9 protein-coding genes are annotated in these 13,186 nt (G+C 48.2%); 5 read left to right on the top strand and 4 right to left on the bottom strand.

Annotated features, from left to right (window positions below; all coding sequences use genetic code 11):
• Nucleotide 1: 1 nt before the first annotated feature.
• On the bottom strand, nucleotides 2-1,642 hold the full coding sequence (locus tag QUB25_RS21440; protein ID WP_333185847.1) for a bifunctional diguanylate cyclase/phosphodiesterase: 1,641 nt from the start codon (nucleotides 1,640-1,642) through the stop codon (nucleotides 2-4).
• Nucleotides 1,643-2,083: 441 nt separating this feature from the next.
• On the opposite strand from QUB25_RS21440, the gene QUB25_RS21435 reads away from it, so the two are divergent.
• On the top strand, nucleotides 2,084-2,611 hold the full coding sequence (locus tag QUB25_RS21435; RefSeq protein WP_333185845.1) for an adenylate kinase: 528 nt from the start codon (nucleotides 2,084-2,086) through the stop codon (nucleotides 2,609-2,611).
• Between the two features lie 98 nt (nucleotides 2,612-2,709).
• On the opposite strand, the gene murQ is transcribed toward QUB25_RS21435, so the two are convergent.
• Nucleotides 2,710-3,624 carry an N-acetylmuramic acid 6-phosphate etherase gene (murQ, locus tag QUB25_RS21430; RefSeq protein WP_333042206.1) on the bottom strand — a complete coding sequence of 305 codons (915 nt, stop codon included), beginning with the start codon at nucleotides 3,622-3,624 and terminating at the stop codon, nucleotides 2,710-2,712.
• A gap of 226 nt (nucleotides 3,625-3,850) precedes the next feature.
• The gene (locus QUB25_RS21425; protein ID WP_190660024.1) at nucleotides 3,851-4,225 is read right to left on the bottom strand and encodes a DUF3110 domain-containing protein; all 375 of its coding nucleotides are present in this window, start codon (nucleotides 4,223-4,225) and stop codon (nucleotides 3,851-3,853) included.
• A gap of 457 nt (nucleotides 4,226-4,682) precedes the next feature.
• Between QUB25_RS21425 and QUB25_RS21420 the strand changes: the two genes are divergently transcribed.
• The 4 genes from QUB25_RS21420 to QUB25_RS21405 all read left to right on the top strand — a co-directional run bounded on the left by QUB25_RS21420 (nucleotide 4,683) and on the right by QUB25_RS21405 (nucleotide 12,489).
• Nucleotides 4,683-11,363: a translocation/assembly module TamB domain-containing protein gene (locus QUB25_RS21420; protein ID WP_333185842.1), complete on the top strand. Its 6,681-nt coding sequence runs from the start codon at nucleotides 4,683-4,685 to the stop codon at nucleotides 11,361-11,363.
• 118 nt (nucleotides 11,364-11,481) lie between these two features.
• Nucleotides 11,482-11,847 (top strand): hypothetical protein, encoded by a 366-nt coding sequence (locus tag QUB25_RS21415; RefSeq protein WP_333185839.1) that lies wholly within the window; start codon nucleotides 11,482-11,484, stop codon nucleotides 11,845-11,847.
• A gap of 190 nt (nucleotides 11,848-12,037) precedes the next feature.
• The gene (locus QUB25_RS21410) at nucleotides 12,038-12,217 is read left to right on the top strand and encodes a hypothetical protein (protein ID WP_333185837.1); all 180 of its coding nucleotides are present in this window, start codon (nucleotides 12,038-12,040) and stop codon (nucleotides 12,215-12,217) included.
• A gap of 38 nt (nucleotides 12,218-12,255) precedes the next feature.
• Nucleotides 12,256-12,489: a DUF4351 domain-containing protein gene (locus tag QUB25_RS21405; RefSeq protein ID WP_333185833.1), complete on the top strand. Its 234-nt coding sequence runs from the start codon at nucleotides 12,256-12,258 to the stop codon at nucleotides 12,487-12,489.
• Here QUB25_RS21405 and QUB25_RS21400 read toward each other — a convergent pair.
• Nucleotides 12,486-12,989: a DUF2243 domain-containing protein gene (locus QUB25_RS21400; RefSeq protein WP_333185830.1), complete on the bottom strand. Its 504-nt coding sequence runs from the start codon at nucleotides 12,987-12,989 to the stop codon at nucleotides 12,486-12,488. The genes QUB25_RS21405 and QUB25_RS21400 overlap by 4 nt on opposite strands.
• Nucleotides 12,990-13,186: the final 197 nt, after the last annotated feature.

Raw genomic sequence — 13,186 nt, 5'->3', positions numbered from 1 at the left:
CTTAAAAGTGGGTGGCAAGAGCGATAGATGCTGCATCAGACTGAAACGAGTCCTTTAGCAGTTTGGTGATTGTATCAGCGTTAGCAGGGCGACTGAAGTAAAACCCTTGACCTTCATCGCAGCCTCGCGCTTGCAGGTAGTCACGCTGCTCCTTGGTTTCAATGCCTTCTGCGGTGATCGTTAACCGCAGACTTTTTGCCAGAGCAATGATCGCATCAGTAATGGTGGCGCTGTCCGGGTTAGACAGTACATCTTTGACAAAGGATCGATCGATCTTGAGCATATTAACCGGAAACCGTTGCAGGTAGTTGAGGGAAGAATAACCTGTGCCAAAGTCGTCTAGGGCGAGGGACACGCCAAGTTCTCGCAGTTGCGTTAAGGTTTTGACCGATCGCTCAATGTCAGTCATCAATGCACTTTCAGTCACTTCCAGTTCTAAATACGCAGCTTCGAGTTCGGTCTCTGCCAAAATTTGGCGAACCATCTCAACCAGATTCGCCTGCTCAAATTGTCGAGCCGACAGATTCACCGAAATCCGCAGGGCTGGCAGCCCTGCCAGTTGCCAGCGACGGTTTTGAGCGCAAGCCGTTCGCAAGATCCATTCACCAATGGAGACGATCTCGCCATTGGCTTCGGCGATCGGAATAAATTTTGCCGGAGAGACCAAACCCTCTGTAGAATGCTGCCAGCGAACCAGCGCCTCCGTTGCTGTCACGCGTCCGCCGTGCAAGTCGATCAGCGGTTGATAGTAAACCAGTAGTTCGTTACGATCCAGCGCTCCGCGCAGGCTATTTTCTAGGGCCAGTCGCTCCTGTAACTGAACGTTCATTTCGGGTGAATAAAACTGATAGTGACTCCGCCCTTGCTGCTTTGCCTGATGAAGTGCGAAGTGAGCTTGCTGAAGAAGTTGCTCTGGAGAATTGGTATTTTCTAAATGGTTCAATGTAATGCCAAGACTGGCGGTGAGGTGGATCGGTTGACCCTCTACAGAGAAAGGTTTTGCTAGCGTACTCAGCAGCAGTTGGGATAGCTTGACCACACTCTCCAGCGAGTGGAGTTCGCTGCGAGCGATCGCAAACTCACCGTCGCTCAAACGCGCCAAGACATCTGACCCATCCATGCACTGTACCACCCGTTGGGAAACTGCTCTAATTAGTAAGTCGCATATCCCAGGCTCCAACGCATGGCGCATCCCTGTGAAATCGTCGATACCCAATACCAGCACTGCGACCAAGGGTGAGTGATTTTGAGATCGGGTTTGATTCAGGCGATCGCAGAATAAGTCACGATTTGGCAATCCAGTCAGTTCATCGTAGTGGGTAATGTAATGAATCAATTCATCTAGTTTGTAAAGCGTTTGTGAAGAATTTGCCATCAGCGTACCGACTTCATCAGTAAACTCTGTGGGTAAGTTCGGCAATCTTCTTGTATCGAGGTAGTTTTGTAGAGCCTCCGAGGTTAAGATTACCGGAACCAGGAGGTAGCGTAGCGTAGAAAGCGTTGCTGCCGTACCTGCTAATGTCGCCAGCAGAGCAATCAGCAGAACCCGGACTGATGTCTCTACAGAGTAAGCGTTTGAGGTAAGAAACCAGACCATTAAGGTTAGCAAAGGAACGTGCGTGCCTAAAAATGCAACCACCATAATTTTGGCAGTGTAGCTTTTTTTCAGCCCGGGGAGATGCGCCAAGGATGAGTATAGGTTAAGGTTAGGCTTTGGTTGCATATGACTCGGTTTGAGAATTTAAAGTGGGTAGAGTATCCAGCAGTCTCGTACTAGGTGCGTTGGCTTCAGAAACGGCTTTTTTAACTAAGGAGCGATCGCCTTAGATTTGACCGATATTTTACAAATCGATCGACAATACCGAACCGCGACCGCTTGTGTGATAAAATATCCAAGCGATCGCCAAATAACAAATATATATACTGACCCTAATCGCATTTCTAAAAAACGTCAATGATCCACGTCAAAAATCACCGAAATTGACTTTTTTGAAAGCTACAAATTCGCTCTACCTTCAGCTTTGAGTCCGCTACTGATAACTAATAACTAATGACTAATAACTAAATTACTAAAAGGGTAACTATGAAAAAAGTAGCGGTGTTTGGCAACGCTGGAGGTGGTAAATCAACTCTCAGCAAGAGATTATCGGAAATCACTGGTTTGCCACTTTACCCCTTGGATAAAATTCAATATCAATCTGGGGGCGCTGAGGTTCCCAATGAAGAATATAAGCATACCCATGAGAAAATTTTGGCGACTGACCGATGGATTATTGACGGGTTTGGTTGCATGGAAACCCTATGGCTTCGACTCAACGAGGCAGATACTCTGGTTTTTGTCGATCTGCCCCTATACGTGCATTTCTGGTGGGTGACTAAACGGCTGATTACAGGTAAGTTTATACCGCCAGAAGGCTGGCCCCAAAAGAGTCCGATCTTGAAGAGTTCAATTAATAGTTACCGTGTTCTTTGGTTGTGTCACAAGTATTTGACTCCCAGATATCGCGAGTATGTCGATCGCGCTCAAAATACCAAAAGTGTTTATCACATCAGGTCCACTGAAAAGATTTCACAATTTTTTGAATCGATGGTGCAAAAGACTAATCACTAATGACTTGGGAATAGGAATGGGGCATGGGGCATGGGGCATAATCGGCGAAAAACATTGTGCTAACAAATCACCTCTCACTAATCACTAATGACTGATGACTACTGACTAATTGATGCTACAGCCGATCGCAAATTCCCTTGAAACTCGCCCAGAATTCGATCGCACTCTTCCTTCTCCAAATTAGTCCAGTGCATCATCAAAGCTAATTTTACAGACTTGCCGCTTTTTTCGAGCAAAAAACCCGCCTCCTCCCGGCTTAAATCAGTCAAATCCTGCAACATCCGCACAGCCCGATCTCGCAATTTCTTATTAGTCACCGCCACATCAACCATCCGATTGCCGTAAACCTTCCCCAGCTTCACCATTACCCCAGTCGAAATGATATTTAAAGCCATTTTTGTTACTGTACCCGCTTTCAAGCGCGTCGAACCCGCCACTACCTCCGGGCCAACCAACAACCGAATATCAACATCAGCCTCAAAATTCACTTGTTCGACGGGTACGCAGGCCATAAACACAGTTTTCGCCCCCCGCTGGCGCGCCGCCTGCAAAGCGCCCGCGACAAACGGCGTCGTACCTCCAGCCGTAATCCCGACAACCACATCTAAGTTGGTAATGTGACGGTGGGCGATCGCCTCAGCCCCATCTTCAGCCCGATCCTCCAAATCCTCCGAACTCCGCACCAAAGCCCCCGCACCCCCGGCAATTATGCCCTGTACGAGTTCTGGCGGCGTGCAGAAGGTGGGGGGACACTCAGCCGCATCCAGCACCCCCAAACGCCCGGAAGTACCCGCACCGACATAAAACAGGCGACCTCCTTGACGCAGAGACTCGGCTGCAATGTCGATCGCTTGGGCTAACTGTTCGCGGGCACGGGCGATCGCGCTTAAGGTTTGGGCGTCTTCCCGGTTGAACAAGTCCACTAATTCGATCGAACTGAGTTGGTCTAAATTCTCGCTGTTGGTATTCACCTGTTCAGTCAGCAGATGGCCCCGTTCTTCCAAATTCTTCATTTTTTCTCAGTTGTTAATTGTCAGTTGTCGGTCTTCAAGCGAAGTCAAGAGACATACAGACTCCCAGGTTCAGCCTGCAAGCCTGTATCTACAAATGAAGCCCTTGATTGAGTACGCTGGAAGAGATGAAATTTATCCTTCTTCCCTCTTCCTTCTTCACATCGAGCCTCGAATCTCAATATCCATCCGTTAGCTCCGCTACACAATCCGTTCCCGAACCTTCCTTTTACAAAAGTCCTTCGAGTCGGCGGCGAATAGAATCCAGTTCGTTTTGGGACACCTCAGAATCCAGATCGAGATCCGGCTCCGGCTCCGGCTGCCACTGAGTTTGTGTTACATTGTTTTCTGGCGGAATCTCCAGCGCCCCCGCCGGTATGAGTTCCCAATCATAATCAACACTGTTGCAGAAATCCTTAATTTCCTCCTCGTCGATCGCCTCGACAGTGGGCTCTGGGAAATCCTGAGCTTCCAACATCACGCCAAAGCGGGTGGCGTCGTCTTCTGACTCAAACATCAGAACTTTATTGCGATCGCCGAGTTGAATGGTATGAATTCCCTCATTCTCGGTGCGGGCATTGAAGAGTAAGACGAACACTCGCATAAGTTTTAAAGACCTTCTTAACCACCGTTTTTTTATCTTAGAAGCGATCGGGCAACCGATTTTAAATTTTATATTTTAGATTTTAGATTGACCAGCGATCCTGCACTGGCGGGATCGAAAGGAATAGGGGCATTTGGACGGCTTGGTTTGATATTTGAGATTTTAGATTGACCGCCGATCCTGCACAGCGGGGGAAACCTAGAGGATTTGGGGGAGTTGGAGGACTTGGTTTTAGGCGATGTTGCGTGTTTTGATTAAGTTCGGTAAAGGTTTCTGGAGTCTACCCTGGAGTGGGGGCGTGCCTTCGACCTTCGCTGCGCCCGATGATCGGCACTTCCGACCTAAATTCTGAGTCTACCAAAGGCAGAAGCCACGCTGGCGAATCACAGAAATTATACCTGTCTAAAATCGGCTGATTCCCTTAATTCCTGAATTCTCTGATTTCTGAGAAACACCCATGACTAACTCCGACGATAACAAAAATCAACTCGCACCCCGTCCCCACCGCCGCTGGTGGCGTCTGCTGCTGCTTAGCGGTACGGGATTGGGTATTCTCGCCTTGGTTGCGGCGGCGGTAGGATACCAGTGGGTGCGGGAAAAGTTAGCTCCTTTGGTGGAAACTGAAGTCAGTCAGTTGCTGAAGCGGCCCGTGCAACTCGGACGTTTGGAGGGATTTTCTCCCACAAGTTTGCGGTTTGGCCGATCGACTTTACCTGCAACTCCTACCGATCCGGATTATGCTTCTACAGAAGCAGTTGAAGTAAAGTTTTCGGTTTTGCAACTGCTGTTCACCCGCAATCTCAAATTAGATATTACCTTAGTTAAAGCCAGCGCTTATATCGAACAGGATGCTAAAGGCCGCTGGGTTAATATTCCAACTGCGGAGCAGAAATCTCCGGGTTTATTTAAAACTGAAGTTGAAGCAATTCGAGCTGAAAATACCGTCGCAGTTTTGGTACCGCGCCCCGCAGTCGGGCAGACAACTTCGGCTCCTATTTCTGTAAATATGAAAAATGGCAGTGCTCTATTTCGCGACCAAAACCAGCGCGTTCTCTACGAAGTAAACGGTCAGTTTACTAACAGCGATAATTTTATACTTAAAGCTGATTCTATGTTACCTGCAGCTCAAACTAACCTGCAGTTGCAAGGTCAAAATTTGCCTTTGTCCGACCTCGCTCGCTTGCTGAAACTTTCCGGCATTTCTTTACAAAAAGGTCTTGCTAATGGCAATTTGACCGTGCAAGTGCGAGAGAATAAAGTATCGGGAATTACCGGAACCGCTAGTTTTGCAGGAGTGCAAGCGAGTATTTCTCCCTTGAAACAAATCGTACAAAATAGCAGCGGTCAGTTGCGGTTTCAGGGAACTAATGTGATTGTCGATAGTCTGGCGGCTAATTACGGTCTAATTCCGCTGAGAATAGCAGGAACAGTTGCAACTGGAACTAATTTTAATTTGGAGAACGCTAGCTTCAATCTGGCAACGAGCGTGCAACCAGTGGCTTTTGCAAGTGTTGTCAGTGCGGTGGAGACAGAGTTAGGGCAGAAAGTAGTATTACCCGTTGCTGTTGCCGGGGAAGTCAAGGCGGATGTCAAGCTAACTGGAACCGTCGATCAACCGGTGGTGACAGGTGCGATCGCCTCGACAAAACCCGCTACAGTCTATCGGCTGCAATTAAACAATATTAGCACTAATTTCAAATTGGAACGCGGGAGAATGGCTCAAACCCCAACTCCCAATTCTCAATCTTCTATTCCCCCTTTTTCCTCTTTAGCTTTGACTTTGAGCGATATTTTGGTAGTGCCGGCGGCGGGGGGTAAACTTGGCGGTAAAGGTCAAGTTGATATTGCTTTAAAAAGTAGCAATTATCCATCTGGTTTGGTGTTTGACTTGCAAGCTGAAAACTTGCCTGCAGATAATCTCGCCCAAATTTACGCTCTCCCAATTCCTGCTACTGTTACAATTGGCAGTGTCTCCGCAAAAGCTCAAATTTTCGGCCCGTTAGACAACATTCAAGCGAGAGTTCAATGGCAAGCACCGCAAGGAACTTTTCCCGCAGCGGGCGAAATTCGAGCCGCAAGGAATTCGGCGGATTTGCAAAATACAGTTGTGAAAATTGGCGACGCTTCTGTTAACGTGGATGCTGCGCTAAAAGACCGTCAGTGGCAAGCTATCATCGAGGGCGATCGCGTTGCCCTCAACAGTTTGCAGCAAGTTCTGCCAGACCTTAATTTGCCTCCTGAACTAGCGGGTTTGGTCAGCGGAACCGCCGAAGCTGCGGGAACTCTAGACGATTTGAGTTTAAATGCGATCGCTGCGACGGGCAAAGGAACGCTGAATATTGCTGACAGTATTGTTGATGTTAATGGCGAACTAGAATCGGGCCGCTGGCAAGTTTTTGGCAACACTGAAAAAGTTGCTGTCAATCAATTGATTGATATTGGGTTGCCGTTATTAACACGGGGAACGCCCGCCAATCGGGAGAATTTAGAAGCTAAAATCCAAAACTTTAAAACGTTAAACGGACAGCTAGCAGGTAAATTTCAAGCTTCGGGAAATGTTGACGACTTGACTGCTGGCGGAATCAATGTTAGTGGCAACGGTAGGCTCAATTTTGCCGACAGCAATGTGAATTTAAACGGAGAATTGGTAGCGGGAAACTGGCAAGCAACAGCAGAAACAGATCGCACTTCCATCAGCCGCTTGGTAGATTTGACACTGCCGATTTTAGATGTGGCTTCAGCATTCAATCCCGAAAATCAGCAATCGGCTAATCTCAACAATCTAAAATCCAAAATCCAAAATCTCAAATCGATTGACGGACTGCTATCGAGTCAAATTACAGCATCGGGAAGTCTTGACAATTTGACGGGTAGCAGCATCAATGCCAGCGGCAGCGGCAGACTCAATCTTGCTGGCAGCAATGTTAATTTAAAAGGAGAATTGGTAGCGGGAAACTGGCAAGCAACAGCAGAAACAGATCGCACTTCCATCCGGCGCTTAGGAGATTTAGGATTGCCCCTGTTAGATGTTGGCTTAGCTTTCGCTGCTGACAATCCCCAAACAGTCGCCAATATCAACAATCTAAAATCCAAAATCCAAAATCTCCAATCGCTTGACGGACAAATATCCAATCAAATTCAAGCCAGCGGCAGTCTTGATAATTCAACAGCCGCTGACATAGGCGTCAGCAGCAGCGGCAAACTCAATATAGGGGACGGTACTCTTGCTTTTAGAGGTAAATTAGAAGACAGACGCTGGCAAGCTTTCGCCGATGCCGATCGAGTTATTCTCAGCCGCTTAGAACAAACTGTTCGCAATCTCCAACTGTTTCCGCTGACGGCGACTTTGCCTAAAGGATTTGACGGCAGAGTTAAGGGCGAATTCCAAGCAGCGGGCAGTTTGGATAACTTGACAGCCAAGGGCATTAGTGGTAGCGGAGAGGGAGTGATTGTGGTCGATCGACTCGGGGCGATCGATACTACGGCAAAATTGGAAAACGGCAACTTGCAAGCATTGCTGGAAACGAACGGAATTGCCGTCAGTAATTTAGAACAAACCCTCAAACAAACAGGTTTGCTGACAGCGGATTTACCGCCAGAAATTGAGGGAACCCTCGACGGCCAAGTTCGCATTTTGGGAACAGTAGATAATCTAACCGCCAACGGCATCACCGCCAATGGGGACGGACAAATTCGACTCGCCAACGGCGGAGGAATTGTCAATGCTAAAGGCAGCGCCGCATCGGGGAATTGGCGCGCGTCAATCGAGGGCGAGCAAATTGCTCTAAGTCGCTTCCAGCAAGCCTTTGAGTCGCAGCGACAAAGCTTGCAAACCGGAGGTGGAGTCTCTGGTTCCCAAAATCTCCCCCAGCTTGTAGGACTGTTTAACGGCAATATCAATTTATCCGGCCCGATTGGGGCGGGCACGGGGGCACCGCCCCTACAAAATGTTCGCGCCGGTGGCAGTTTCCGCATCTCGGAATTGCCGTTTTTGAAACAACCTTTTGAGGCAGTATTTAATTGGGACGGCAAACGGGTGGAAATTGAGAACGCCACAACTCCCGGTTTGACAGCAAACGGCTTTGTTAACGTCGAACTCGGAGGTAAAGGAGGGCCGTCAATTTCCAACTTAGATTTGGATGTCAAACTCGCCAACTTTAACCTGGAAGCCTTACCCGCAGAACAACTAGGATTTTTGTCTGCAATTGGGGACAAAAATTCCTCACAGCAAAGCCCACCCCTGCGCGGCAATGTCGATTTTACCGGCAGCCTCACCGGAACCCTCGCCGCCCTCAGCTTAGTTGGCGACGTGGAAGTGCGGGATTTAGCAGTAAATCAAATCGCTTTTGACCCGGTACTGGCGGGGAGTGTGAATGCGGATGCTGGGAAAAGTGTAGATTTGCGTTTGGCCGGCGCCAGCGACAAAATTGAAGTAGCTTTAAATCAATCTTTTCTGCCGACATCTTTCTTAATTCAACGCGGGGAATCCGTGGCTAGGGGCCAAACCGAGGGAGAAACTTTGCGAGTTAATTTAAGCGATTTTCCCCTCGCTGCTTTGAATCTATCACCCGGTAAAGAGGTCGGTTTGGGGCCGATAACCGGTACGGTTTCGGGACAAGTAAATGTGCCCGGTTGGAAGATGCCGTTAAATCCGGCGACTTTGCAAGCAAGCGGACAAATTGCGATCGCCCAACCGGCGATCGGCTACATTAAAGGTGACAGTTTCCAAGGCGAATTCAGCTACGCTAACGGCAGCGCCACTCTCACAAATGGCATATTCCGCCAAGGCAGCGGTCAATACTTAATTTCCGGCAATGTTCAAACAGGCGCCAACCCGCAATTTGCCGGGAAAGTTAACGTCCAGCAAGGCAATTTGCAGCAGGTTTTAGCCGCTTTGCAATATTTCAATTTAGGCGACTTGGCGAGAGGCTTAAAACCTCCTGTTTACGGTGACAGCGGCGACGTGCAAACTGTAGCAGTGGGAGAACCAGAAGCCCCGCTAATTGTACAGTTGCGCCGCTTGGCAGAAATTGAAACTATTTTGCAGCAGCAGCAGGCAGTTAAATCATCAGAAAAATTGCCTCCCTTATCTCAATTGCAAGGCACTTTTGGCGCGGAAATTGCTGTCGCCGGTTCTTTGCAAACGGGTGTGCAAGCTCAATTTAACGTGAAAGGCGATAACTGGCAGTGGGGAAGATATGTCGCTGAAAATTTCAGCATTGAAGGCAGTTTTCAGGAGGGGATCTTAACTGTTTTGCCTTTGGAAATTCGATCGGGCAAAAGTGCGATCGGCTTTTCGGGACAACTCGGGCAAAAAGCTCAATCCGGGCAGTTGCGGGTAGAAAATGTCCCCGTGGAAGAGTTGGCAAAACTGGTGGAATTGCCTTTTGTGGATGTCACGGGAAATTTGAATTTGCGGGCGAATTTGGCCGGCAGTTTGGAAAACCCGCAAGCCACGGGAGAATTGAGTTTGCTTGAGGGTACGCTAAACGGAGAACCGATTAAGCAAGCCGACGGCAGTTTCAGTTATAGCAATGCCCGCCTGAATTTTGGCGGCAGCGCTTTGGTAACTCAAACCGAACCGATTGAAGTGCAGGGAAGTTTGCCTTTTGAGTTGCCGTTTGCAGCCGTGAAAGCTGATAGCAATCAAATTGATGTGAGGGCGAATTTGCAAAATGAAGGTTTGGCAATTATTAATGTATTGACTCCGCAAGTGGCGTGGGTCAGCGGTCAGGGACAGGTGCAAATTCGCGTGGGAGGAACGCTGCAAGACCCTATAGCGCAAGGAATTGCAAATTTTGAAAATGCAACTGTCCGCGCGCAAGCCTTCCCAGAACCGCTGACAGGGCTAACTGGGACGGTGCGCTTCGAGGGCGATCGTATTCGAGTAGAGGGAATTCGGGGACAGTTGAGTCAGGGACAAGTTGTGGCCCAGGGTGTAATTCCGCTGTCTGTGCCCTTTGCGGAGGGCGATGTCGATGCGGATAATCCCCTGGCTGTGAATCTCGACAAGTTAGCAGTGAACCTCAGAGGATTGTACAGCGGCGGCGTTGTCGGTCAAGTGCAGGCAAGGGGCACGGCTAGACGCCCGCAGTTGAGCGGTAATATTGAACTCTACAACGGTGAAGTATTTCTCCGGAGTCCCGGCGGCGGCACAACTGAGTTAGCTTCTTCCTCTTCTGCTTCCGATTCTCCTTCTACATCTTCGGCTTCCCCTGCGACTGACGTTTCTGCTTCCCCTACAACTGAGGTTTCTCCTTCTCCTGCGACTGCGACTTCCCCTTCCTTTGAAGTTGGATTGAACGATTTGCGGCTGAATTTGGGCCGGGGAATTCGGGTCACAAGTGCGCCGATATTGAGTTTTCAGGCGACTGGGGGCTTGACGGTGAATGGAACTTTAGATGACCTTCGCCCAGAGGGTACGATTCGGTTGACTTCCGGGTCGGTGAATTTGTTTACGACAGAGTTTAGACTCGATCGAGGATACTCACAGACTGCGATCTTTGTACCAACACAAGGACTCGATCCGACGCTGGATGTGAGATTAGCAACTTCGGTGCAGGAAGTAACGCGGTTCCGCACTCCCGGCACATCTGTAGCCTCTGAAATCGCAGACGAACCGACAAGTTTCGGCAATGTGCGGAGTGTCCGAATTCAAGCGTTAGTGCAGGGAAGGGCTTCTCAGTTGGCGGAAAGTCTGGAGTTGAGGAGTTCTCCGAGTCGATCGGAAACAGAGATTGTAGCGCTCTTGGGCGGCAGTTTCGTGCAGACTTTGGGACAGGGAGACAGTACACTGGCGATCGCAAATTTAGCGGGTGCGGGTTTATTGAATAACCTTCAATCTGCGATTACTAACGCCACAGGATTGAGCGAATTTCGCTTATTTCCCACTCGCATTAGAGGCAACGAAGCACAAACAGCTAGTTCCAGTTCGGGTGCGGGTTCTCTCGGTTTAGGTTTAGAAGTTGGGTTTGACATCACGCGCAATATTTCAGCCTCAATCATTCGAGTTTTGTCAGCAAATCAACCGACTGAATTTACTGTGCGTTATCGATTGAGCGATAAAATTTTACTCAGAAGTTCGAGTAATTTTCAAGGAGACAATCGCGTCACTGCCGAATATGAATTGAGGTTTTAGGCATCAGCCCAAAGCCAACAGCCAACAATTACCACTTTTTCAGTAATTTGCTATAATAGTTAATAGCAGCAAATTGGTGCTGCTAACCCCGCACACAAGGTTATAGGAGTTAAGTCAAATGGCAAACAAACTCCAAGTTAATACACAGTCGATCGGCTACGGCGACTTGTACTGGAACCGCTTTAGTCCGAGAGTTGCGACTATCAGCAGTGTCCGCAACGCCAATCATTGGGACGGCGGATTTATCACTTATATTGCATTTCCCACAAAAGTAGAAGCTACAGCAGCAATGAAATATTTGCTCTTGCATCAAAAAGCTGCTGATGTCGATATGCGGAAAGCCAAGCGAATGAAAGCAAAAGGCATTCGGTGGGAACTCAAAATTCGGGGTTTAGCTTTTAATGAAGTGCTGAAGCTAGCGACGATGGATATAACTGGAAAGCTAGTTATGTCGCCTGCAACTACTACTGAAGCAACAGGCTGATAATTGAAAAACTTCGTAGTTGCGCTAAGGGTGGTAAAGCGCAACTACCAACCTAAAAATCCTTAAGATATTGCATTTTCCTTCTTCCTTCTACAAGATGCGTTTCATCAGCCCCAAAGCAGACTTTGCATTCAAAAGAATATTCTAATCTTCCGAACATCCTGAAATTTTAATCCGCTTCCTAAATGCAATGCTGTATAACGGAGAACCAACCATCCAAGAAATACAAATCATTGACCCTTATTCAGCAGGAAGCTTTACAGGCTTGAAAGACACTTACCTGGATGTCAAGGCCAAGATGATCGGCAACAAAACCGTGGTTGTGGAAATTCAGGTACTCAACATTGCCGCCAAGGAATCGAACAAGTAATCGAAAGGGGTAAAATTGAGGCGAAAATAGGATTAATTATGCGTCAGATCGTGCTGCGGGTGGGTGATGTTACACTGGAAGTTCAAACTCGCATCCAGGGATTATCTGCGGAACAGTTAGATGATTGGGGAGAAGCTTTGTTGGATTTTAGGAGTAAGGAGGATTTGATCGCGTGGTTGGAGTCTGCGGCGGGATGCACTGATGAGTTAAAAAGAGAGTGGGAGATTTGTAACGCGGATTTGGTAAAATTCCCAATCTCTGCATTCATTTAAACTTTAGTATCTGCGGGAACTTCACTCTGTAGCAGCATCCAACCTAAGAACGCTAAAATAAGACCGAGGGCGAGAAATCCTAAATCCCAAGCTAACTCGTTGATACCGGGTTTGACGTGGTGGATTCCCAAAATTTGATGGTCAACAATGCCTTCAACAAAGTCAAACAATCCAGCACCAATTAATATGGAACCCAAAAAAGTTTGAGTTGACAAAGGAACATCTTTGCGCTTCACCGCACGCCACAAACAGAAGATTCCCGCCACTGTTACCAACCAATCAGCAGCGTGAAACAATCCATCTCCGAGGGTATTTAATTCTAAACCGGCAACAGTAGCATCGGTTTTAACGCTGCTAAACATATGGTGCCACTGCAGGAGTTGGTGCAGTACAATGCCGTCAAAAAAGCCGGATTGACCGATACCGAGGAGAATTCCTGCGATAATTAGAGGTCGGCGGTTGTTAGCTGCGGTGGTTGGTTGGTTGGTGCGATCGTCCAATGGAAAACCTCAGATTATTTAACTGCTGAGCCTGGGTATGTGAAGGGATTTGCCAGTACATTTTGTAGTTTTGCTGGGGAGGGCGGGCATCGCATCATCCGCGAGATAGATTTCTGGAGTGAAGTGCGATCCTCTTCGAGGGCTTCGCTAACGCGCCTTGATTTTTGATGGATGATTGGAAAGTGCGATCGATCTTT

This window comes from Microcoleus sp. B3-D7, from assembly GCF_036705305.1.
In the GTDB taxonomy this organism is placed as follows: Bacteria; Cyanobacteriota; Cyanobacteriia; order Cyanobacteriales; family Microcoleaceae; genus Microcoleus.
This window is presented reverse-complemented; position numbering and strand designations above follow the sequence as displayed.

Excerpts from the sequence above, each read along its gene's own strand:
- QUB25_RS21440 (WP_333185847.1), bottom strand. The coding sequence starts at position 1,642 with ATGGTGGTTGCATTTTTAGGCACGCACGTTCCTTTGCTAACCTTAATG.
- QUB25_RS21435 (WP_333185845.1), top strand. The coding sequence starts at position 2,084 with ATGAAAAAAGTAGCGGTGTTTGGCAACGCTGGAGGTGGTAAATCAACT.
- murQ (WP_333042206.1), bottom strand. The coding sequence starts at position 3,624 with ATGAAGAATTTGGAAGAACGGGGCCATCTGCTGACTGAACAGGTGAAT.
- QUB25_RS21425 (WP_190660024.1), bottom strand. The coding sequence starts at position 4,225 with ATGCGAGTGTTCGTCTTACTCTTCAATGCCCGCACCGAGAATGAGGGA.
- QUB25_RS21420 (WP_333185842.1), top strand. The coding sequence starts at position 4,683 with ATGACTAACTCCGACGATAACAAAAATCAACTCGCACCCCGTCCCCAC.
- QUB25_RS21415 (WP_333185839.1), top strand. The coding sequence starts at position 11,482 with ATGGCAAACAAACTCCAAGTTAATACACAGTCGATCGGCTACGGCGAC.
- QUB25_RS21410 (WP_333185837.1), top strand. The coding sequence starts at position 12,038 with ATGCTGTATAACGGAGAACCAACCATCCAAGAAATACAAATCATTGAC.
- QUB25_RS21405 (WP_333185833.1), top strand. The coding sequence starts at position 12,256 with ATGCGTCAGATCGTGCTGCGGGTGGGTGATGTTACACTGGAAGTTCAA.